This window comes from Candidatus Cyanaurora vandensis (assembly GCF_013285555.1).
Classification (GTDB): domain Bacteria; phylum Cyanobacteriota; class Cyanobacteriia; order Gloeobacterales; family Anthocerotibacteraceae; genus Cyanaurora; species Cyanaurora vandensis.
In genome coordinates this window covers 1-23,189 of the sequence record NZ_JAAXLT010000211.1, presented here as the reverse complement: position 1 = coordinate 23,189, position 23,189 = coordinate 1, and the positions used below count along the sequence as shown (strand labels likewise).

General features: G+C 50.9%; 19 protein-coding genes and 1 pseudogene. 19 read left to right on the top strand and 1 reads right to left on the bottom strand.

Annotated features, from left to right (window positions below; genetic code table 11):
* The first annotated feature begins 9 nt into the window (after positions 1-9).
* The 9 genes from HFM78_RS14970 to HFM78_RS14930 all read left to right on the top strand — a co-directional run bounded on the left by HFM78_RS14970 (position 10) and on the right by HFM78_RS14930 (position 11,765).
* Positions 10-3,342, top strand: a complete 3,333-nt coding sequence (locus HFM78_RS14970; RefSeq protein ID WP_287130260.1) for a hypothetical protein — start codon at positions 10-12, stop codon at positions 3,340-3,342.
* Between the two features lie 25 nt (positions 3,343-3,367).
* Positions 3,368-4,405, top strand: coding sequence for a hypothetical protein (locus HFM78_RS14965; RefSeq protein WP_287130259.1), 1,038 nt, complete (start codon positions 3,368-3,370; stop codon positions 4,403-4,405).
* A gap of 35 nt (positions 4,406-4,440) precedes the next feature.
* Positions 4,441-6,363, top strand: a complete 1,923-nt coding sequence (locus HFM78_RS14960; protein WP_287130258.1) for a two-component regulator propeller domain-containing protein — start codon at positions 4,441-4,443, stop codon at positions 6,361-6,363.
* Between the two features lie 12 nt (positions 6,364-6,375).
* A complete protein-coding gene (locus HFM78_RS14955; protein ID WP_287130257.1) occupies positions 6,376-6,882 on the top strand; it encodes a hypothetical protein in 507 nt (168 codons plus the stop codon).
* 102 nt (positions 6,883-6,984) lie between these two features.
* Positions 6,985-7,884: a S1C family serine protease gene (locus HFM78_RS14950; protein WP_287130256.1), complete on the top strand. Its 900-nt coding sequence runs from the start codon at positions 6,985-6,987 to the stop codon at positions 7,882-7,884.
* 1 nt (position 7,885) lies between these two features.
* A complete protein-coding gene (locus HFM78_RS14945; RefSeq protein WP_287130255.1) occupies positions 7,886-8,641 on the top strand; it encodes a S1C family serine protease in 756 nt (251 codons plus the stop codon).
* Entirely contained in the window at positions 8,638-9,228 is a 591-nt protein-coding gene (locus HFM78_RS14940; RefSeq protein WP_287130254.1) for a response regulator transcription factor, read from the top strand. Before HFM78_RS14945 ends, HFM78_RS14940 begins: the two co-directional genes overlap by 4 nt.
* Before the next feature lie 156 nt (positions 9,229-9,384).
* Positions 9,385-10,566: an HNH endonuclease gene (locus HFM78_RS14935; RefSeq protein ID WP_287130253.1), complete on the top strand. Its 1,182-nt coding sequence runs from the start codon at positions 9,385-9,387 to the stop codon at positions 10,564-10,566.
* Between the two features lie 215 nt (positions 10,567-10,781).
* Positions 10,782-11,765 (top strand): DNA cytosine methyltransferase, encoded by a 984-nt coding sequence (locus HFM78_RS14930; RefSeq protein WP_287130252.1) that lies wholly within the window; start codon positions 10,782-10,784, stop codon positions 11,763-11,765.
* A gap of 72 nt (positions 11,766-11,837) precedes the next feature.
* Here HFM78_RS14930 and argS read toward each other — a convergent pair whose 3' ends face one another.
* Positions 11,838-13,601: an arginine--tRNA ligase gene (gene argS / locus HFM78_RS14925; protein WP_287130251.1), complete on the bottom strand. Its 1,764-nt coding sequence runs from the start codon at positions 13,599-13,601 to the stop codon at positions 11,838-11,840.
* A 51-nt stretch (positions 13,602-13,652) separates the two neighbouring features.
* On the opposite strand from argS, the gene HFM78_RS14920 reads away from it, so the two are divergent.
* The 10 genes and pseudogenes from HFM78_RS14920 (at position 13,653) to HFM78_RS14880 (ending at position 23,109) form a co-directional block, all read left to right on the top strand.
* The gene (locus HFM78_RS14920) at positions 13,653-14,726 is read left to right on the top strand and encodes a C40 family peptidase (protein ID WP_287130250.1); all 1,074 of its coding nucleotides are present in this window, start codon (positions 13,653-13,655) and stop codon (positions 14,724-14,726) included.
* A 161-nt stretch (positions 14,727-14,887) separates the two neighbouring features.
* Positions 14,888-15,310 (top strand): transposase, encoded by a 423-nt coding sequence (locus HFM78_RS14915; RefSeq protein ID WP_287130249.1) that lies wholly within the window; start codon positions 14,888-14,890, stop codon positions 15,308-15,310.
* Between the two features lie 297 nt (positions 15,311-15,607).
* Positions 15,608-15,850 (top strand): annotated as a pseudogene (locus HFM78_RS16415) (integrase core domain-containing protein); the annotation flags it as partial.
* A 28-nt stretch (positions 15,851-15,878) separates the two neighbouring features.
* On the top strand, positions 15,879-18,218 hold the full coding sequence (locus HFM78_RS14910; protein WP_287130248.1) for a class I SAM-dependent DNA methyltransferase: 2,340 nt from the start codon (positions 15,879-15,881) through the stop codon (positions 18,216-18,218).
* Positions 18,202-19,677 carry a Fic family protein gene (locus tag HFM78_RS14905; protein WP_287130247.1) on the top strand — a complete coding sequence of 492 codons (1,476 nt, stop codon included), beginning with the start codon at positions 18,202-18,204 and terminating at the stop codon, positions 19,675-19,677. The genes HFM78_RS14910 and HFM78_RS14905 overlap by 17 nt, the downstream gene beginning before the upstream one ends.
* 45 nt (positions 19,678-19,722) lie before the next feature.
* A complete protein-coding gene (locus HFM78_RS14900; protein ID WP_287130246.1) occupies positions 19,723-20,781 on the top strand; it encodes a restriction endonuclease subunit S in 1,059 nt (352 codons plus the stop codon).
* Positions 20,782-20,976: 195 nt separating this feature from the next.
* On the top strand, positions 20,977-21,135 hold the full coding sequence (locus HFM78_RS14895; RefSeq protein ID WP_287130245.1) for a hypothetical protein: 159 nt from the start codon (positions 20,977-20,979) through the stop codon (positions 21,133-21,135).
* Between the two features lie 60 nt (positions 21,136-21,195).
* Positions 21,196-21,489: a type II toxin-antitoxin system HigB family toxin gene (locus tag HFM78_RS14890; RefSeq protein WP_287130244.1), complete on the top strand. Its 294-nt coding sequence runs from the start codon at positions 21,196-21,198 to the stop codon at positions 21,487-21,489.
* Entirely contained in the window at positions 21,489-22,688 is a 1,200-nt protein-coding gene (locus tag HFM78_RS14885) for an ImmA/IrrE family metallo-endopeptidase (RefSeq protein WP_287130243.1), read from the top strand. The genes HFM78_RS14890 and HFM78_RS14885 overlap by 1 nt, the downstream gene beginning before the upstream one ends.
* A 4-nt stretch (positions 22,689-22,692) precedes the next feature.
* Positions 22,693-23,109 (top strand): hypothetical protein, encoded by a 417-nt coding sequence (locus HFM78_RS14880; protein ID WP_287130242.1) that lies wholly within the window; start codon positions 22,693-22,695, stop codon positions 23,107-23,109.
* Positions 23,110-23,189 lie beyond the last annotated feature (80 nt).

The following is a 23,189-nucleotide window of genomic DNA, read 5'->3' as shown; positions in this document are numbered from 1 at the left end:
AGGACCTCCATGAACGGTATCCCCAACAATCGTCTCCTCCTCCCCAAGCTTAATGACGGGGACAGTACGGTTCCGGCTTTGGACCGGGCGGGGACCTGGGGTAAGGGAGCGACGAAACTCCTCGCCGATGTAGCCGCCAGTCTCAAGGTCCCCAGCCTCCCGGAGACCGCCCGCAGTATTGACTCAATCCCGGATCTGTGGGCACGACCGCTCCTCTTTCGCACCGCGCTCTACGACGCTAACCATCCTTTACATCAACGGATTCTCGGAGAGTGGCGTGGCCTCCTAGCGATCCTTGCGCTTAAAGAGCGACTGGGACTCAGCCTTTTCACCCAGCCCCTAGAGCTTACGGGTACTGAGCGTTCCTCCTTCCTCCGGGTTGCCCATCGGCTATTACCGAGTGAGACCCTGGCGGAGAATACGGCTTGGTCGCGGTTACATCTGCTTTTTTATGGGGACCCAGACAACCGCGACGGTACCCCCAACAGTATCGGGATGACCTCTCCGACCACGTTGGTCTGTACGGCGGCTGAACTCAGGGGCCGTCTCGACAGTCGGGTGACGTGGTTTGTGGACGGTTGGTTACAAGACCCGGTCAACGTCCTATCGGGTCTCGAAAAAGCCGCTCTCAGTGATTGGTTGGAGCAACGACTCAAGGAACCCTTGGAGGTTGACTATATCAATCCTAGGGATGGTAAGCAACGCCGTTTGGTCAGTGGGTTGCTCAATATTCTGCAAACTTATATCAATGCTCTTAAGCGCGATGCCGTCGTTCCGTCCCAGCAGACCCAGTTCAACAGTCGCCCCCTCGGTCTCAGCCATGGCATCTTCAACTTACTGAACCAGCCGGTGCAGGAGATTGAGCGTCCCGTGGGCGAATCAGCGGTCGCGCTCGTCCCCAGTGTGGGCTACTCCCCAGCCAAACAACTTTTGGTCCTTGACCGCAACCTCGCCGCGAAATGGGGCGTTAGTAGACCGAGTGAGGTATTTCTAGCAGGGAATGAAACCCTAGCGAGTCTTGACTTTGACCGTTTGGGTACTGACCCGACGACGTTGAATGGCAAGAACTTGAGTGCGCTCCAGGCTGAGTGGTGCCGCCCGGAGGACTTTTTCACTGACAAACTATTGCTCACCCTCTCCGAGGGCTATCAGCCCTTCGGTGGGATTGAGGAGATCCGGGGTCAGAGGGACCTCGTGTATCGAAACTATAACGCTGTACCCGTCCTCCCCATCAGTACCAAGCTCCTTGATTACTATAGTCCCAAGGATTTAGGGGAACGGTTGCGGATTACGGCGGGTAATAAAGAAACTATTCTGGTTGAACTAGCGTTGACCTTGGCGGGTTACGACGGCAAACCCCGCACCCTCTTGGTCCAACGTGAATACAGTGGCGAGGACATTGTGCGGCGGACGGAGGTGCCTGACCTAGAGGTATGGCCCAATTTCGCCTTTGACCAGTGGAAGCTCTACTACACCTACAATGCGACAGACTCGACGGACCGGGCTGATGTCTTTTTTGCTAAGCCCTACTGGAGAGCCAGCGAACAGGTGGAAGTGACCGACCTGCGCGTTGAAGTCAGTGAGACGGACATCCGCGAAGTAACACGCTCCAGTAAAGCCCCCTCCCTACTGCTCTGTGAAGCCTACATCAAGGAAAAAAGAGTCCCCGTCGGTTGCTTGGTCCTCAAATCGTTACGGAAAGTTACACCCGTCCAGGATACCTGGAGTTTTGGGGTGGATTTTGGTCGCTCGGCCTCCCATGTCTACGTGCGGCGTGGGGACCAGATTGAACCGCTCCCATTGCACTTGAAACAGCACTTTTTCTCCGTCACCCCCCGTCAACAACAGTCCCAGATCCCGCAAATTGTGAAATATTTCTTGCCGACTTTTGAGCCAGAAACTCCTTTTGCTACGCTCTACCGTCCTGAACTAACTGCTTTGACTGATACCCAAAAAGTCCCTTTTCTTGTGGGTAATATCCGTTATGTGAAGCCGGGGGAATTTCTAAAGTCGGGCACGTTGGAGATAGATAGGGTCAAGTCGCGGTTCAAGATGGGGGGTAGCATTGAGGCTAAGGAGTTAACCGTAAGCTTCCTAGAGCAATTAGCCCTGCAATGTATGGTTGAGGCGGCGGCTGAGGGGGTGACTTCGGTTAATTGGTACGTCTCCTATCCCAGTGTGCTGTCTAAAGGGCTTAAAAATGCTTTTATGAGGACCTGGAGTAATATCAAGGAGAATGCACCGACTATCGGAGTTACCTGTCAAGGCGTGTACGAAAAGACTGAAAGTGAAGCATCGGCCCTCTACTTTGCTCAGAAAGAAAAAGTTTCCCTGACCGAAATGATCTGTATTGATATCGGCGGTGGAACTTCAGATATCTCAGTAATGGGGCGGTCTATCCTTCTCCAACAATCTTCAGTTGAGTTTGCTGGGGAGGCCATGTTCATGAATATCCTCCGGGCCAATCCTGCTGCTTTTACCGCCCTCGGACAGGATTTCGCAAGTACAATTGCTGCTGCACTCAGTCAACCTAGTTACTATACAGTTATTGATTCTTATCTCCGTTCTGTGCGAGTACGTAAGAACGGCAGAGAAGGGGACCGTTTGTTAGATAAGTTAAGTTTGATCTTTGATAGCGATAACCCACGCGACCCCCTTTATCGTTTTCTCCATCTGCTTGCCTTGGGTACCTCTGGCGTTGTGTTTTATGCTGGGTTAATGTTGCGCTATCTGGAGGAGCAGGGTAAATGGTCGGTCGATGTCCTCCCTAATATTTGTGTCGGGGGTAATGGGGCGCGTATTTTTAGTTGGTTGGGTCAGGGGCAATGGGACAGAGACAGTAGCCAGAACAGTCTTTTTCAACGAGTTCTCAAGGAGGCTTCTGGGTTGGCAGAGCGTCCCGGCTTCACGGTCAAAGTCAGCAATCAACCCAAGGCTGAGGCTGTCTATGGTTTACTTCTGCCACCCAAGGAACTTAAAGTAGATAAGGGAGAAGAAATTCAATTATCAGGTGAAAATTTCTTAGGCGCAGACGGTCAACCGCTCTCCTGGAATGAGAATATCACTGGAGAACTACTCACGCAGGGTTTGAAAGTACCCAATGAACTCACCCAGTTACGAGCTTTTGTCACAGCCTTCAATGCTTACGCGGCAACCAGGGACTCGTTAGTTTGTAAAATCAATCTACCCGACCTGGAAAGAGACATCTGTAACCACTTGCAAGAAGAGTTGGATAATGTGGGGGGTAAAGAGGCTAACGATATTGATACCCAGCCGCTGTTCATCATCGCACTTCGCAAACTCCTGGAACTGGAGACGGAGAAGTGGGCCAATGGAAAGTAAACGCTCCTTGGTAAGGTCTTTGATATTGGCTACCTACTTAGTGGGAAGCTGTTGTGTTTTACTACTCTTGGTGGAACCTGTTTTGGCGCAAAAGACATGTATCGGCTTGGAGTCAGAAGTAAAAAAGGCGCGTGGGAGTAAAACACTAGATAAATACCTAAGTGAGCAGTCTTTTGATGTCACTTCTAACTATCTTCAAAAAGCAAGTAAAGACAATTGTACTCAGCTAGTTGAAGAAATAAGGCAGGTAGAAAGGAAGATTATTTGGAATAATATTGCTGAAATCAAACAAAACAAAAGTAATATTCAGAATAGTGTTGCTGAGAACAACTGGAACAATCTGATTCAGAGTGTAGCTCTTTCTGTATTAGTTCTTGGCTTGGTTGGCTTGGGTTGGCTACAAATTGAGTCTAATCGCAAGTGGAAAAAGATACTAGAAGAGAGAATTTCATCAGCTAACTCTTCAACTATGGGTCCGGGTCCAGTTAATAGTAGGGCTACTGATGCAAGGATTGAAGATTTTGAAAAGCAGGTGATAAACTTAAGAAAAGAATTTAGTGAGGCTGTTGCAAAGATGAGCAGTCAGGATAATTCACCTCCCAAAGATCCATGGGGAAGTTCATCTAACGCAAAATTTACAACTCAATCCACCAAAATGTCAAACACTTCTGATTCTTCATCTGATAAAAGTTCTGTCACTCTTTATAATGACGTTTTAGAACGTTATCAGGATAATACAGACCGTCAAAATGCTTTGATCAGCTCCTGGTCTCCCTCAGTGGAATCTATACACAATATAAATGAAGTTACTGCTGGAGAAGGTGCGGTTCCTGAACTTCAAGCAAGTAAGCTTGGAGGATTTTACTGTATTGAGGGAGCCTCAGGGAGCATTGAAGCTTTTCCTATTCCTGGGAAATTTAATATTCAAGTCATTGAATATACCTTTGACCGTCAAGGGGGAGGCACGGGGTCGCGGATCAAGAAGCTAGTGAAACCAGCCATTTTCCGTGAGCGAGGTGGTGCGTTACAACTGGTAGAGAAAGGCATAATCGTCACTACCTGATTTTGCGCGGGTCTTTTTCTCATTAGGGCTGAGCGATGAATGTCACCTGTTTACTGGAATACGCTGGGGGGTTGTGGTTCGGGACTTCTGAGGATGGCCTTTTGCGGCAGGACTTGACTAGCGGTAACGTCTCTGCAGCAGGGAACCAGCTTAATATCAAGTGCCTCTACGCTCCGCCCGGTAGCACAGCTCCGCCTTGGTGCGGGACCGGGAATCGCGGGTTGTTGGAGTTTAAGGACGGGTGGGTTAAGGTACCGTTTCCCTTACCCGGTAGTGATGTGCGGATGGTAGTCCGGGATGGAACGCGCCTCTGGTTTGCGACCAACAGCGGGTTATTGCGTCAGCATGGGAACGCTAATAAGGTTTTTGATGAGGTGGATGGTCTGCCCAACCGCCGGGTCAAGAGTGTCCTGACCACAGACACCGGAGGCGTTTGGTGTGGGACTGAGGGTGGCTTGGTTTATTTGCTGGATGACCAGCTCAGTGTTGTTGAAGAATTAAAGAGTGAACACATCACCTGTCTCCTCCGGGACCAGAAGGGAAATCTTTGGTGTGGGACACAAAAGGGCGTCTGGCGGCGAGAAGCTCAAGTCTGGTCCCTAGTTTTCGAGACCAAGAAAGTCCGTTGTCTGCTAGAGGACCCCCAAGGACAGGTGTGGTGTGGCACAGAGAAAGGGCTATGGGTCTACGCAGCAGAAGTGGTAGGTCAGCGAGTCCGGGTTGTGAAACGGACTTGGCGGCTGGTAGAGCAAATTTCGGGCGCGGTCAACTGTCTATGTCTTGACCATAGCGGGCAACTCTGGTGCGGAACCGAGGAGGGTATTTCTCTCGTTTTGGGGGAGCTTAATCCTGCCGCTATGAGCGAGACGATTCCAAAGGAAGTCCCGCCACCGAGTCCCAGCGTTATTGCAGCCGCAGTCCAGTTAGAACCCCCAGTCTTGCAGATTTTTGCTGGGGCTAGTGCGAAGGGAGTTATCCGCTTAAATCGTACTAATTACAAGAAGCCAGTGCAGATTAGTTTGGGTAATCCACCCGCCCGGGCAACCGTACTCCTCTCTCCTAAAACGACTTACGATGAACTCATAAATATAACGGTAGACACCTTAAAAGATGTAGCCCCAGGCGATTATGTAATTAACCTCACCGCCACTGCTGAGGGAATAACTATTCTTCCGGTTCAAGTAGCTGTCACGATATTACCCCGCCCCAGCTTGAGTCTTGTGGTACCTAGACAAACAGTCCTTAGCCCTGGGGAAAAAACAATTCTCACGATTCCGCTTGAACGCATAGCCTACGCTGGTCCCCTAACCCTCAGTTCCCGAGGGGTACCCCCTGGTTTGGCAGTCAGGTTTTTAACCAATCCGGTGACGACACAAGCCGAACTCGAATTAACCGCTGATGTTGCTGTTCCCGGTTTGCATACCTTCCAAATTCTCGGTAGCGCAAAAGATATTACCGTTGAACCCATAAGCGTGACGGTTAAAGTAACCCCTAGGCCGTCACCTGAGAAGAAATCCACGGGTGGTAAGAAATCACTATTTTTAAGAATTTTTGGTGTTTTGACGGTTGTAGTGATAGTTATCCTAGGATTTTCAGATTTTAGTGCGCTTCCACCGACAGTAAGTGACGAAGAGATTTTACGAGTTGCTAAGTCTGGTGGTTTGATGGTGCGGATACGGGTACCACCGGAGGCTAAAACTCGGTTGAGTACTCTTAAGGTTGTCCATGAAAAAAATAAGAAATTATACGTATGCAACGATAAAGAGAAACCAGGCTTAATTATTTGTGACCAAGACTTACCCCTAGGCACTTATACTTTAACCATTGAGTATCCCGGCTATCGTCCTTTTATTATCCAGGGTATCGAGAAAAATAACCCAATTGGTATTTATAATGACAAAACTGGCAGTGTCGAGTCTGGATTACAGTTACCGCGCAAGTTTTTTGGAATTTGGTGACTAGGAGCAATCATGACCTACCCCTCACGCCTCACCTCCGCTGTCCTACTCTTCGCCCTCGCTACCAATCCCGCCTGGGCCATCAAGACGCAAACTATCACCGCCCAGACTATCAGCATTTCAAGTAACCAGCACGTTGACATGAATCTAGATAACAACCCTATCCCCATTGCCAATGTGCCCATGGTCCTAGCCGAGCAGACCCGTACAGACCCCAGCACACCCTTGGGGCCGGGGGTAGCCTCTTTAGGGAATCTCTATGGTTTCAACGCCAACACCGATGATTTAAAACGCGCTATCGGTGACTTGCCCCTGTTAGAAAACCAAAAATCCTTCGTGGGTTATGGACAGATGTTGCAGCAGATCCAGATAGTGTCTCCGGCTCAGCGCAAGAGTGCCCGTCGCGTCAGTCAGGATGCTCTTGATGGTGGCAAATTCCGGGGTATCCCTAATGATGTGCGCCGCATCCTCATCCGCTACCTCACCTTCAAATCCTATGGTCGTTCCGTCCTTCAGTAGTCTGGCAATCCTAGCCATTCTTCCAGGTCGCTAGCTCCCCATTTTACGGATGTGCGGCGGGTGCCCCAGCCGGGATGCTAGGGACAGGACCCAGAGGAAATGATGACCAGTGAATTATTGATAGCCTTCTCCGACCAACTCGCGGCGACCGTCGCCAAGGCCGGTCAATGGGTGGTGGGTGTAGATGCCCGTCAACGCCATACGGTGAGCGGGATGTCTTGGCAAGCAGGGGTAGTTGTCACCGCCCACCATGCCCTGCGCCGAGACGAAGACCTGACCTTAATCTTGCCCACGGGTGGCACAGCCCCCGCGACCCTGGTGGGTCGTGACCCCAGTACGGACCTCGCCGTACTCCGCCTAGACCAGACCTTACCCCTACCCGGATTTGCCCCCGCTGCCCAGGTGGGACAGATAGTTTTAGCCTTGGGCCGTAATGAAGAAGGGGTGAGTACCAGTCTGGGGGTGGTCAGTGCCCTGAGTGGGGGCTGGCGGACTTGGCGGGGCGGCAAGATTGACCAGTTCCTGCGACCAGACTTGAATCTGTATCCGGGCTTCTCCGGCGGACCCTTGGTAGATAGTCAAGGCGGATTATTGGGGATGAATACGGCGGGCCTGTCGCGTAATCTGGGACTCACCATCCCGGTCGTGACCATCCGGCGCGTAGTCGGGCAACTCCTGAGCCAAGGCCGAGTGACCCGTGGCTACCTGGGGATTGGGATGCAACCCGTGCGCCTCCCCGAAAACCTCCGCGCGAGCTTGGACTTAAGCGGCGGTGTGATTGTGGTCAATGTCGAGCCGGGTTCCCCGGCGGACCAAGGGGGAATATTGCTCGGGGATGTGCTAGTCCGGTTGGCGGGGACTGCCGTGGCTGACCCCGGTGATGTTTTAGGACTGTTGGGAGCGGAGCAGGTGGGCCAAACCGTCGTTGCCCAAGTCATCCGGGGCGGGCAATTGACTGAACTCACTATTAGCGTGGGCGAACGGCCCCAGCGGGGAGGCTGAGATGCTCGACCAAGCGTTACAAGCCGTCGCCGCCCGACTCCAGACGGTCACCGTCCAGATTGAAACCCGCCGGGGGAGTCAGGGTTCCGGGGTGATTTGGGGAGCGGGCTTAATTGTCACCAATGCCCATGTCGTCCCCAGTGCAGGGGTGCGGGTGCGCTGGCAGCAAGAGGTCTTTACCGCTGAAGTCCAGTCCCGCGCTCCAGAGTTGGATCTAGCGGTCCTCAAGATTGTGGGGCTACCTGCAATCACCCCAGCCGTGAGCGGAGATTACCCGTTGTGTCCCGGTCAACTGGTTCTAGCGGTTGGCAATCCTTTGGGAGTCCGGGGGGCGGTATCCTGGGGCGTGGTTCACCGGGCAGGTGGGCGTTGGGTCCAAGCCGATGTGCGTTTAGCTCCCGGTAACTCCGGTGGTCCCCTCGCCGATGCCCAAGGCCGGGTGATTGGCGTGAATAGTCGGGTGCTAGGCGGGTTGGCTCTCGCCATCCCGAGTCCCGTCATCCAGCGATTTTTGCAGGGTCCGGGTCGGCGGTTGGGGGTGACGGTGCAAGCCGTTCAGAGCGGTTCCTTGGTCCTGGTTGTCGAACCGGGAAGTGCGGCAGCGAGGGCGGGTTTACTGCAAGGGGACCTCCTCTCTATCACCCCCGAGCAGCTTGCAGATAGCCTAGCCCAAGCTCCCCCCAACCTGAGTTTGATGGTCAATCGCGGGGGTAAGTCGCTCCCCGTGATCGTCGGGTTTACACAGGCGGCGGCATGATCCAGGTGGTGGTGGTCGCGCAGTCGGTGGTGGTCCGGGCGGGGTTGGAGGCAGTGATAGCGACCCAGCCCGCCTTGCGTGTCCTAGCCAGTGGCAGTGTCCTGGCCCCGCTCTTGGACTTACACCCCGATGTGGTTCTGCTTGACCTTGACCCTGAGGACGATCTTCCTCCCTTCACTCAGTCCCCGGCCTGGGTTCTGCTTACGGAGGAGCCGGACTCGGCCTGGGTTTTGAAGGTCCTGCGGGCAGGGGTGCGGGGGGTCTTGGCTCGGGGAGCGAGTGCTATGGAGATTACCGGGGCGGTCCTTGCTGCCGCAAGTGGCTTAGTCGTCCTCCAAGCCGAACTCCTGGACCTATTGCCCCTCCTCCCCGAACGTCCTACCCTGGTCTCCGCACTCTCGCCCCGCGAGGGAGAGGTCTTGACGATGTTGGCAGAGGGCCTCGGGAACAAGACGATTGCCCGTCGTCTCAATATCTCGGAACACACCGTCAAGTTCCATGTCGCCTCCCTCTTCACCAAGCTCAATGCCTCTAGCCGCACAGAAGCTGTTACTTTAGGGGCGCGGTTAGGTTTGATTCTGCTTTGACGTATCAGACCTCTCTTATTCTGAGAACACAGATAAATTAAGACATAGCATTCAAAGGATGAATTATATAATTCCTACGTACTTGCCATACAACCCACATTTCGTGGACACTATTACCTGTAAACAGTCTAGAAGCTCATCTAAGTACCTGTGATTATGTGGCCTTGGGATCAAGGACGCCTAGAATACTTCCAGTTTGATGTCCTGCGGCAAATCGCGGCCTATGTTGAGGCGCATAATTTCAAGGCAGCGGATAGGGCAAGCCTATCTGCTGAGACCGGACTAAGCTTTGCACCGCTAGACTACAAGCCTTGGCGTAACTATTCTCGTGTTCTCAAACTCACCCTTTTAGTAAGCGAAGTTGGTGAAGATGCTCAACCTACGCCTATCGCGAGCATTCTCTCCCGACCAGGAGCAGTCACTTGTGATGAGTATCTCCACTTCCTACTCTGCGCGTTTACCGAGCCTGCGCCAGCTTTAACTGACTGGCGACCGGATGCAGAGTTTCGATATCCTCTATTGTTTGCGCTCAAATACCTTCTAGCAAAATCAGTGATCACTACAAGCCCTGTCGCTGGGCTTGATGAGATTATCGGTGCATATCGGACTAGCGGCTTCGATGGAAGTGAAGACGAAGAGCAATTCATTTCAGTTGTCAGCTTGAGTTCCAGCTATGAAGCTTCTGGTAGGAGTGTCCCGGCAGACCTGCGTAGGCAAGCACGTGAGAGCTTGAAAGTTATTACCCAAATTTCTTATCTTCACGTCCGCAGTAATCAAATCATTGTTTCTCTAAATCCGGCAGACGCGCAAGAAATCTTTGCCGATCTAGCTCCAATTTCCGGTCCCCGCGCAGTTGACCGTGAAGCAGAAATACGCAGGCTAGCCGAGCTCTTTAAGGGCGGTAGTACCAGTATCGTTTTTGACTATCTCAATACAGTTATTGGAGAGGTAGTGGAAAGCGGATTTCAAGAGGGAAGTAAGGTTAAGAAGACGCATATTACTATCGAGCGTAACGCTGGTCTGCGAAGAGAATATTTCGCGGCGAATCCAACTGCGATTTGTGATGTCTGTGCTCCAAATACTAAAAGAACATATCCATGGACAAATCGCATTTTAGACGTACATCATCTTCTACCACTTTCTTCTGGCACTCGCGTTGAAGGGGGGAGCACTACTTTTAAAGACCTTGTTGCAGTGTGTCCAAGTTGCCACCGAGCGATACATCGCTACTACGATATGTGGCTTGATACTAATGACCGTAAAGACTTTAAGAGTGGTGATGAAGCTCAAGCAGTATACCGAGAAATGAAATCTCATTTCCCTGGCCTAATTTTATGACTACTAGAGCATTCGGCTTAACCAATACTCGTATTAGGGAGCAACTTAAGCTGCTTGAAAAAGCAGAACGAACCGACGAACCACTTACTAAGGTCTTGGCAAATGCCGATTGGTCGTATGATGACCTGATTTACGAAAATTCGCGCACTAGATTATACAGAGCTAATTTTCCTCCTGTGCTAGATGAGTTCCGATTAGAAGGCCAACCTATACCCATGGTGAGCTTTTTCTCGGGCTGTGGCGGAATGGATTTGGGGCTAGAAGCCGTAGGCTATCACCATGTGGCTGCATTTGAAATTAATGAGCTATTTTGCAAAACGCTACGCCGCAATCGTCCAAACTGGAACGTCTTCGGCCCTCCAACGCATTCAGGTGATGTATCCCGCTTCGATGACATCGCCGAAGCTCTTACATCGCTAGTGCAGACGCCGTTTGAGGGGCTATTTGTCGGCGGTCCCCCATGTCAGCCGTTCTCAATTGCGGCGAATCAGCGATTTGCAAGATGGAGTGACGACTTCAAGAGAGTAGGCTTTTTACACGAAAAAAATGGAAGCCTTCTTTTTGATTTTCTGCGCCTCATCATCGAGTTCAGGCCACAAGCATTTGTCATCGAGAATGTATCAGGACTACGCAGCATTGATAATGGTGCACAGTTAGCAATGGCAGTTGAGCAATTGCAAATCAACGGTTATCACGTTGAAGAGCCGTTCGTGCTTAATGCAGCGCACTATGGTGTCCCTCAGCAAAGATTGCGGCTATTCATTATTGGAACACGCGGTCGCAGCGTGTTTAACCGTCCTGTACCGCGCGCAGAGAGCATCAGTGCGGGGAGTATTTTGGATAGTGGCATAGCGAAGTTGCTCAATAGCGAAACGCGCGAGCACAAGGCAGAGTCCATTCTTCGTTACATGAGGCTTGATTACGGACGGCGGGATCAATTAGGAAGGGTAGATAGGCTTGACCCCTCATTACCTTCAAAGACGGTCATTGCTGGCGGTACGGGTGGTGGAGGTCGCTCGCACTTGCACCCAGAAATCCCACGCACATTAAGTGTTAGGGAATGTGCACGCCTTCAAACGTTCCCCGATAATTACGTATTCATTGGTGCTTCTGCACGACAGTTCACACAGGTAGGAAATGCTGTGCCTCCTGCTTTAGCAGCTCAAATTGGACGCAGTGTCTGGGAGAGTTATTTTTAGCAAATCACACCGGGGCGGTTACTTTAGGGGCGCGGTTAGGTTTGATTCTGCTTTGACGCGCTCTCAACTACTTCACATAGCGTTGGGATGGTCAATGCCCAACAACGTCAAGCTATTGGCAAGGACCTGCTGACTGGCACGAAATAAGCCCCAACGAGCGTGAGCCAAGGGAGGATTTTCGATGATGACACTGCCAAAAACCCGGCAACGGTCATAGAACTTGTTGAACAGGTCCGCGACTTCGACGAGATAAACCACGACGCGGTGGGGTGCACGTTCCTGGGCGGCTAAACGGTAAACCTCGGGGGCGGCGAGGAGCACTAGGGCTAGTTTGCGTTCCTCGGGTTCTGTAAAGATTAGCTGACCCGTCTCATTGAGGAAGTGAAATTCGTCCGGGGCGATAATTCCTTTCTCCTGGGCATTGCGCTCTAGGGAACAGGTACGGGCATGGGCGTACTGAGCATAAAAAACGAGGTTGTCATTGCGCTGTTTGACCGCCAAATCCAAATCAAACGTTACCGGAGAATCGGCGGACTGACTGAGCAGGTACCACCGCGCCGCATCCACACCGACAGCATCCTTGGGGCTATCAATGCCGTAGAGCAGGTCATCCACGGTCACGCCCGTCCCGGTACGTTTGGACATACGGACTTCTTCTTTTTGCCCGGTCACTGGGTCTTGGCGGTAGAGTTTGACGAGTTGCCCGATGATGACTTCCAGGGTGTCGGGGGGATAACCAAAAGCTTGGACAATGGCCTTGAGCCGGGGGACGTAGCCATGGTGGTCTGCGCCCAAGATATTGATTAAGCGGTCGTAGCCCCGTTGGAGTTTGGCGTGGTGGTAGGCGATGTCGGCAGCCATGTAGGTGTATTCGCCCGTGGACTTTTTGAGAACGCGGTCTTTGTCGTCGCCAAACTCGGTAGTTTTGAAGAAGGTGGCAACTTGTTCACTGCCGTCCTCAAGCTGGGTCGTCTCTAACCTGAGATAACCCTTTTGGTCTAACGCTTGCACACCCTGCTCAATGGCCGAGGGCGACCCGGTATGGAGGGTCCGTTCACTGAACCAATGGTCAAACTCGGTGCGAAAAGCGCGGAGGGTTTGCTCTTGCTGGGCCAACATCTGGTGATAGGCGTATTCCCGGAACTCAGGGTCGGGCTGGGTCCGCCAGCTATCACCTACTTCTTGTAAGAGCGTCTGGGCCAGCTCCTGAATCGAGGAACCCTGGTAGCCCTGCTCGGGCATGGGGAAGTCTTCACCTAATGCTTGGCGGTAACGGGCTTGCAAGGAAGTACCCAGCAGGTTCATCTGGTTGCCTGCATCATTAATGTAGAACTCGCAAGTGACGGTATGTCCGGCGAATCTTAATAAGTTAGCAATGGCAGAGCCGAGGGCCGCCCACCGTCCGTGGCCCACATGCAGGGGTCCGGTGGGGTTGGCGGAGACGAATTCGAGCAAGATTTTTTCAGCCCGCCGGGGAGTCGTCCGTCCGTAGTCCGCGCCCTGGGCCAAAACCTCATGCAAGCCCCGGTCAATCAGTGCATCACTTAGATGGACATTGAGGAAACCCGGTCCCGCAATACTCAGGGTTAAATCCGGGGTCTCTAAATGGTCCGCGATGGCTTGGGCAAGGGCGCGGGGCGGGATTTTTGCCAGTTTGGTCAGCGATAGGGCGATGGGTGTGGCGTAATCACCGTGGTCGGGATTTTTGGGTTTCTCAATGACCACGCTCATTAGCTCTGGGGGGTCCGTGAGTTGACCCAGCCCATTTTTGAAAGCCATCGTGAGGGCGTGGTGGAGATGTTGTTGAATTAGGTCACTCAGGACCAGCGATGCCATGGATATGCCTGCTAGCGTTTAAAATCCTATGTTAAGGGATAGGGGTACGGGATGTTGAAGCGCAGGGTGGTGTTGACCGGAATGGCGGGGAGTTGGCAGGCGATGGCGGCACCGGAGGACCCCTTGGCGCGTTATCAACGGCAACTTCCGCCCAACTACGGGCCGGGGGCCGTCTTTCAGGTCCAAGCCCAACCCCAAGGCGAAAAAATTATCCTCACCGGGCGGGTCCTCTTGCCCCAGGAACACACGGCTCTGACCGCTGAGTTTCGCCCGCAAACAGTCGAGGACCGAACAACTAGCTTTCCCTATCCCCAGGTGGGTACGCGCTGCTACGCCGTGGTTACGGCTCGTCGCGTGGATTTACGGGCGAAGAACGATAGCACCAGTGAACTAGTTTCCCAGGCAGTGCAGGGGGATACCTTACTTTTGCTGGCCTCAGAAGCCAAGGGCTATGAGGTACTGCGGCAGTGGGACGGCTACCGGGGTTGGCTCCCGCAAAATACTGTACAGGCGTTGGACCCAGCTGAGTTTAGACAGTGGCAGCAGCAACCCCGTGTAATGGTTTTGAGCGATACCGAGCGGTATGACGCGGGGGCAATTCTTCCTACTGATACCGCTATTACCCCGACGCGCCCTTTAGCCTTGAGCCAGACAGCGGCCCAAGTCCGCACCCAGGTTATCCAGTCCGCCCAGGCTTTTTACGAGAAGAGCCGGACTACGCCTTACCCTTACCTCTGGGGAGGCACTTACGGGACCGCGCTGGATTGTTCCGGGTTCACCCAAACGGTATATCGGCTGGCGGGTCTTGCTATCCCCCGCGACACTTACCAGCAACAGGGTTTCGGTCAGAAAGTCCAAGCTAGCCCCGTGAATTTGGCGAACTTGCAAGCGGGCGATCTACTGTTCTTCAGCGAGAATAACCGCCGTGCTACCCATGTGGGCATTTACATGGGCGCGGGGGACTTCCTCCACTGTTCAGGGGGCAAGGGCAACCGGGGTCTAGGCCGCAATAATCTCCAAGGGAAACTCACTTACGAAAATTTCCTCCGCAGTATCTGGTGGGGAGCCGCCCGTCTCATCCCCGCCACTGGGAGCAACAGTTTAGGACTTTACGCTAAGGTTTAGGGGAAGGGTTTTTCCCTTAGTCGAATAGCTGTTTGCGTATTATCAAGCGGTCTTTGCGGTTAAATTCTAAAAGACTGACTGTTTGAAGTGGACCCGGTAATCTGGACAGCCAGCTAAGTTATGCTCTTGCCCCTAAACTGGTTATCAGAAGGAGTATTTCCATGGCACAATCTCGTAAAAAGTACAGCTCTGACCTCAAAGCTAAAGTGGCTCTTGAAGTGCTCAAAGGCGAGCACACTATTGCTGAATTAGCAGCTCGTTTCCAGTTGCATCCTGTCCAGATCTCCCAAGGGAAAAAGATGCTTCTAGATGGCGTTCCTTCCCTGTTTCCGGGCCAGCATGTTACAGAACAGAACAAAGATGCTGCCCTGGTTGATACGCTCTATCGACAAATTGGGCAACTCACGTATGTTGAGACCCTTTTACGGTTCTCGGCGCAGGTGCGTTTGGCTGCACGAGCAAGGCTACAGAGTCAATTGCAAGCCTCAGGGCCGCCATGGGGATTGAAGCACTGTACCCAAAACCTTCAACAAGTGCTCCAGCAAAGGCACACAAGGTTTGGCCTTGCTGACTATCAGGCGTAGATGTGGTAAGAGCGAATCAAGTCTGGGCCGCCGATATTACCGATATCCGTCTGGGCACGAAGTTCATCTACTTGGCAGTGGTATGCCTACAGCCGTCGCGGTATTGGCTGGGCGGGGCAGACTCTGGAGGCGAGTTTGGCGATGGCAGCGTTACAGATGGCGTTAACCAACCGTGCAGTCAGTTCAGGTTTGGTGCATCACGACCACCGGGGAGTGCAATATGCATCCTACATCAGACCGCTTCAGGCGCAGGGCATCGGCATGAGTCGCAAGGGTAACCCCTAGGATAATGCTCGTGCTGAGCGGTTGATGAAAACGTTGAAGTATATAGCCTGCTCGCGAAGCATGGAGGTGTACCTGAACGAGTACGAGAACTTGGCTGATGCCAGAGCAGCCATCGGGCATTTCTGGGAAAAGGTGTACAATCAAAAGCGGTTACATTCCGCGCTGGGGTATCTACCGCCAGCAGGGTTTGAGCGAAATCAACAACCTCTTAACTACCTGTCTCAATACTGGGGTTCACTACAGCTGAATCTTTGATGCACCCTTAAGAGAACGAGAACTAAGCATGGAACAAGCCCAACTCAACGGACTCACTAATTTCATCTGGAACATTGCCGACGATGTGCTGCGTGATGTCTATGTGCGAGGCAAGTACCGCGATGTGATTCTCCCGATGACAGTTCTACGCCGCCTGGATGCTGTGTTGGAACCAACCAAGCAGAAGGTGCTGGAGATGAAGAATGCTCTGGACTTAGCGGGGATCGTGAATCAAGCTGATGCCCTCCGTAATGCCGCTGGACAGGCTTTCTACAACACCTCACCGTTTCTCCTGCGCGACCTTAAATCACGCGCTACCCAGCAAAAACTCAAGGATGATTTTGAAGCTTATCTCGACGGATTCTCGTCGAATGTTCAGGATATTCTCATTAACTTTGAATTCCGTAATCAGATTCCACGTCTCTCTAAAGCCGATGCCCTGGGTCAACTTATTGAGAAGTTTCTCGACAAAGACATGAACCTCAGCCCGTACTTCGTGGGTGACCAGCCGGGTCTGGATAATCACTCAATGGGTACTATGTTTGAGGAGCTTGTCCGGCGCTTCAACGAAGAGAATAACGAAGAAGCTGGTGAGCACTGGACACCCCGTGATGCAGTCCGGCTTATGGCCAATTTGATGTTCCTGCCGGTGGCGGATAAAATTGAGTCTGGAACTTACTTACTCTATGACTGCGCCTGCGGTACGGGCGGTATGTTAACTGTGGCGGAGGAAACCCTCAAGAAAATTGCCGAGAAGCACGGTAAACAAGTCGCCACCCACCTCTATGGGCAGGAAATTAACGCTGAGACCTACGCCATCTGTAAAGCTGACCTTCTACTTAAAGGGGATGGTGATGCAGCGGACAACATCATTGGTGGGCCGGAGTACTCCACCTTGGCAAATGATGCTTTTCGTCATCGCGAATTTGACTTTATGCTCGCTAATCCACCCTATGGCAAGAGCTGGAAGAGTGACCTAGAGCGCATGGGAGGCAAGAAAGAACTCAAAGACCCACGTTTTGTTATTCGCCATGCGGGTGATTCAGAATATTCCCTTATCACGCGCTCTAGTGACGGTCAGATGCTTTTCCTGGCCAATATGCTGAGCAAGATGAAGCACGACACGCCTTTGGGGAGTCGCATTGCCGAAGTACACAATGGTTCTTCCCTCTTTACCGGAGATGCAGGTCAGGGTGAAAGTAATATCCGCCGTTGGGTGATTGAGAGTGACTGGTTGGAGGCTATTGTCGCTCTGCCCCTGAATCTCTTTTACAACACAGGCATTGCCACCTATGTTTGGGTGCTCACGAACCGGAAGCCCGAACACCGCAAGGGTAAGGTACAACTCATTGATGCCACTCAGTGGTTCCGTCCCCTCCGCAAGAACATGGGCAAGAAGAACTGTGAACTCGCTCCCGAAGATATCCAGCGCATTTGTGATACCTTCCTCGCTTTTGAGGAAACACCCCAGTCAAAAATCTTCCTCAATGCTGCTTTTGGTTACTGGAAGGTAAAAGTTGAGCGCCCGCTTCGCCTTCATAGCCAACTCACCCGCCAGCGCATTGAGACTCTGCGTTTTGCCTCAGGAGATGAAGATATCCGCACGGTGCTCTACAACGAACTTGGCGATGCGCTCTTTGAAAACCCTGCATCCGTCCGCAAAGAACTGGAAAAGCTCGTTAACGACTGGGGCGCGGATACTGAGGAGGACGAGGAAGGCGAAAATGGCTCTGCGAAAAAATCTCTGTCCGATAGTAAAAAAAAGAAACTTCTCAGTGAAGCGACTTGGCGACGGGATGCCCAACTTGTCGAAACGGCTACCAAGCTCCGCGAAGTTTTGGAGGATGGTCTTTTTGAAGACCACAATATTTTCCTGGAAAAAGTTGATACTGTCCTGAAAAAGCTCAACCTTAAGCTTAATGCTGCCGACCTGAAACTCATTATTAATGCGGTCAGTTGGCGTGAAGAGGATGCCGCCTGTGTGATTAAGAAAGTCTACAAGCCGGGAAAGGCTGAACCTAATCCCCTAAACGGGCTATTCGAGGCGGTGATTGATGAGAAGACTTGTGTGGTTGAGTACGAACCTGACAGTGAATTACGGGATAACGAGCAGATTCCTTTGCTGGAAGAAGGGGGTATTGAGGCGTTTATTCAGCGTGAAGTTTTACCCTATACGCCGGACGCTTGGATTGTGGAGGCGGACACGAAGATTGGTTATGAGATTAGTTTCACGCGCCATTTCTACCAACCGCCAAAACTGCGAACGCTCGCTGAGATTAGCGCCGACATTCTCGCATTAGAGCAAGAAACAGAAGGGCTGTTGAGTGAAATCACTAAAGGAACATTGAATCATGAGCATCAACACTAAGTCCATTTGGAAAATAGAAACCGGGATTACAGATATTGATATTCCCTGGAAGAAACTTGCAGCATCCGAAATTGAAAGTATCAAAAATATCTGGGCGGAACAGAAAAAACGATTGCAAGGCACGAGCCAATTAACTAAGTTCACGGAACGCTTAAGTCGAGAATGGGCAATTGAGACGGGGATTATCGAAAACCTTTATCAGATAGATCGTGGGATTATCCAGACACTAATTGAACGCGGTTTCCAGGCCGAGTTTCTCACCCATGGCTCTACGAATAAATCAACAAGTTATGTGCTCAATTTATTAAGGGATCAGCAAAATGCCTTGGAGGGAATTTTTAACTTTATTACTCAAAGGCGGGAGCTTTCTACTTCTTATATTAAGGAATTACATGCAGCACTTCTACATAGCCAGAGCCATACAGATGCACAAGACACACTCGGCAATTTGACTGAAATTCCTCTGATTAAGGGTACCTGGAAAACCCAACCAAACTATCCCACTAGGGATGGAGTGTTAATCACCTACTGCCCTCCTGAGCAAGTAGCCTCAGAAATGGATCGCCTGGTTGCTATGCATCATGCACATCGGTCAAATAATATTGCACCTGAAGTAGAAGCTGCTTGGTTACATCATCGGTTTTCCCAGATTCACCCATTTCAAGATGGTAGTGGTCGTGTTTGTCGAGCACTTGCTTCAATGATTCTAGTCCGTGCAGATCTTTTCCCTTTAGTTGTTACACGCGATGACAAGAACGCATATTTGGATGCGCTTGAGGCGGCAGATCATGGTGATCTGAAACCACTGGTTGACCTCTTCGCTACTCTACAGCGTGTTCAGTTCCGCAAAGCTACCGCATTATCTGAGAATATTCTTTCTACCGGGGTAGATATCGTTTCTGTGATGGATAGCTTGCTGAGGGTAGCAAAACAATCTAAGGCATCCTTAGAACAGGAGCGTTATAAAGTATTAGAACATGCAAAAGTGTTGGAATCAGACACCGAATCCTACCTTGAGCAGCTCGTGCCAAATCTTCAGCAAGTGCTGCAAAGTGTAAGCTCCGAAGGAAATGCATTAGTCAGACAATCTAATTCAGAAACAGATCATTATTTCCGTGCTCAGATCATCGAAAATGCTCGTAACTATTTGAAGTACTTTGCAGATACTTTATCTTACAAATCTTGGGTATCTTTAAATATGTTTTGGGAGCGTCGCGCATACCTTGTCTTTGCTTTTCACGGAATTGGTCGCCCTTTCACTGGCAGTTTGGTCTGCGCTCCATTTCTGAAATTTCGTGACACGGGTGAAGATGAGAAAAGTGTGTCTATTTTTCCTGTTGCTGATGAAGCTTTTATCTTTTTTTACAATGAACCTCTTGATCGTATCCAGGAGCGTTTCCAAGTCTGGAGAGAAAAAGTGGTGCTTGTGGCATTACAACAGCTTGGAGAGAACCTATGATATTTTTTCGTGCGTTATCTGTAAATCTAATTGAGGGGTTCCAACATGATTGAGGGACTTAAGCCCTATGCGGAATATAAAGAGTCGGGTGTTCCTTTCATTGGAGAAATACCAGAGCATTGGAAAATTAAGCCACTTAAGCATTGGGTCAAGATAAATACCGAGGTGCTCCTAGAAACAACGCCACCTAATTATAAGTTTAAGTATTTAGATATTGGTTCGGTCGGAACCGGAAGATTAACAAATAAACCTCAGCAACTTTTATTTAGCGATGCGCCTTCAAGAGCGCGACGTATTGTTCATGTCGGAGATACATTGGTCTCAACTGTTAGAACTTACTTGAAAGCAGTTTACTTTGTTGAGGAAGCCAACAACCTTGTTTGCTCTACTGGTTTTGCAGTAATAACCCCCCGGACTGGAACAATCATGAAGTTTGTAAGCTACCTCGCACAGAGTAGTCCGTTTATTGACCGAGTCACAGCGGAATCTGTGGGTATTGCTTACCCAGCAATAGCCGAATCGATACTGGGCAGGTTCCGTGTTGTAGTACCTCCCTCAGAGGAACAAGCTGCCATTGTTCGATTCCTCGACCATGTGAACCAAAAAATCGACGGGTTTATCCGCGCCAAACGGAAGCTTATCGCACTCCTGAACGAGCAGAAACAGGCAATCATTCACCATGCTGTTACCCGTGGACTTGACCCCGATGTGCCACTGAAACCTTCTGGAGTTCCTTGGCTTGGAGATATTCCGGCGCATTGGGAGGTGACTACTTTGAGAATGCGCTATACTGTCGAACTTGGGAAAATGCTAGATGCTAAACGTATCACCGGACGCTACTTAATCCCTTACCTAAGAAATCGTGACGTTCAATGGGACAGAATTCTAATTAGGGTTCTTCCCGTGATGGATTTTAAGCCAGAGGAATATGCTCGCTATACCCTCAAAAAGGGTGACTTATTAGTATGTGAAGGTGGTCAAGTAGGGCGATGCGCTTTTTGGAATGAAGAGATTCCGGTATGTGGATTTAAAAAGGCTCTGCATCGAGTTCGAGCTATCAATAATGCTCATGATTTTCCACGAATTTTATTTTACCAAATGTAACTTATAGCTGGGCTTGGGATATTTAGTGCTGATGGAAACGAAAACACGATTGCCCATCTTACATGTGAGAAGCTGCGTACACATCATTTTGTTTTTCCACCGTTCTCAGAGCAGTTAAGAATTGCTTCTTATCTCGACAATGAGCTAAATCAGATCAACACTGCCATCACCCGCACCGAACGCGAGATATCACTAATGCAGGAATACCGTACCCGGCTGACAGCATACATTGTGACGGGTAAATTAGATGTGCGGGAGGCTGCTGCTAAACTGCCTGACTTGCCTAGCGATGTAAAGGATTCAGTAGATGAGACACTTGAGCAAGTTCTTGACCTAGAGCCCGAAGATGATTGAGCGCAGAAAGTTCCCTTTTTGGGAACTAAGAGAGTATAATTTAGAGATGGGAACTTAGATATGCGCATCATTTCTAAGAGACCCCTGGTGGAGTACGGAGCTAGCGTTCCTGCGGCAAAGTCGGAGCTAGATGCTTGGCACGCAGAAGCCAAAGCGGCAGATTGGGCAACGCCCACGGACGTAAAGGAGAAATATGGCAATGCCAGCATTCTCAAGGACGGACGGGTAGTGTTCAATATCTGCGGGAACAAGCACCGGCTGGTGGTGTGGATCAACTACGAGTTCCGTATCATCTACATCCGTTTTCTGGGCACCCACGCTAGATACGACCAAATAGACGCGCAGACCATCTAATGAAACCCAAAGTGATTAAGACGGAAACAGATTACCAAGATGCCCTCACCCGCATCGAAATGCTCTTTGAAGCCAAGCCCGGTTCACCCGATGGCGACGAGCTAGAACTGCTCATCACTTTAGTAGAGCGTTACGAGGAAAAAGTCTACCCCATTGACCTGCCCAGCCCCGTAGAGGCGATCCGATTCCGCATGGAACAGCAGGGGCTCAAAGCAAAAGACTTGGTTGCTTATATCGGCAGTGCCTCCAAAGTATCCGAAATCCTCGCGGGCAAACGTCCCCTCAGCCTGACCATGATCCGCAACTTAGTGAATGGGCTGGGCATCCCTGCGGAAGTCCTCCTCCAGGAACCAGGAGCAAAGCTTGCCTCCGAAGTTGTATTAGAGCAAGGTCGCCAGTTTCCGTTAGCAGAAATGGTGAAGCGGGGCTGGTTTACTGGATTTTCAGGTACCGTAACTGAGGCCAAGCAAAATCTAGAAGACTTAATCAACAATTTTGTGGGAGTCCTTGGTTCCAATGCCTTGATCCCCACCCTGAATCGCCAACATATACGCGATGGCTGCCAACAAGATGAATACGCTTTGATGGCTTGGCGTATTCGCGTGGCTAATCTTGCATTATGCGAATCCCTCCCCCCTTACAAGCCAGGTACAGTGACACCAGCATTTCTACAAGAAGTCGTTCGGTTGAGCTATCTCGAAAGTGGTCCCCTATTAGCGCGGGAGTTCCTCAACAAGAACGGCATCCACCTTATCTGTGAACCCCATCTCCCAAAAACGCATTTGGATGGTGCTGCCTTAAAATTGCCTGATGGCTCATGTGTAGTGGCGCTGACGCTACGACATGACCGATTAGATAACTTTTGGTTTACTTTGTGCCATGAACTTGCCCATGTCGCACTCCACCTGGATCAAGACGATGTGGAAGCATTTTTTGATGATGTAAGCCAAGCAGGAACCGACCGATATGAAAACGAAGCTGACGCACTAGCTTCTGAGTCATTGATCCCTGCGCAACTTTGGGAATCTGCACAGCTTACGAAACACTCCTCCTCCGAGAGTGTCGTGCAGTTTGCCGAGCAAATTCGTATCAGTCCAGCTATTCCCGCCGGTCGTATCCGTTATGAGAATAAGGCTTACATGCGATTCAAGTCCCTCATTGGCAACGGCACAGTGAAAGCAATGTTTGGAGTGGTCTGAAACCATGCGCACCGACACCAGCGAAAAGGGACTCGAAAGCCTAATCATGCGCCACATGACAGGGACGGACGGTTTACCCTCCGGTTCCACTCCTAGCGCGGCCGATGCTGGTGGTCAGTATGTTGGCACAGGCTGGTTTGCAGGTAACTCAGTGAACTATGACCGCGAATATGCCGTAGATACGGAGCATCTATTTACCTTTCTCGCAACAACCCAGCCAGAGGAGTACGCCAAACTAGGTATCACCGATCATCGGGATAAGACCAGTATGGTGCGGCAAAAATTCCTTGCTCGCCTACAAGGAGAAATCACCAAGCGCGGAGTGATTGATGTCTTGCGCAAGGGTATTAAGTACGGTGCTCTTAGTTTTGACCTGTTTTATGGCACACCTTCACCAGAAAATACAGGCTCTTCCATATAAGTGGTGAACAGCTAAATTTAATTCGAGAAAGCTGCTAACAGCCTATGGCGCATATTGGTAAATAATCTGAAACCATATGC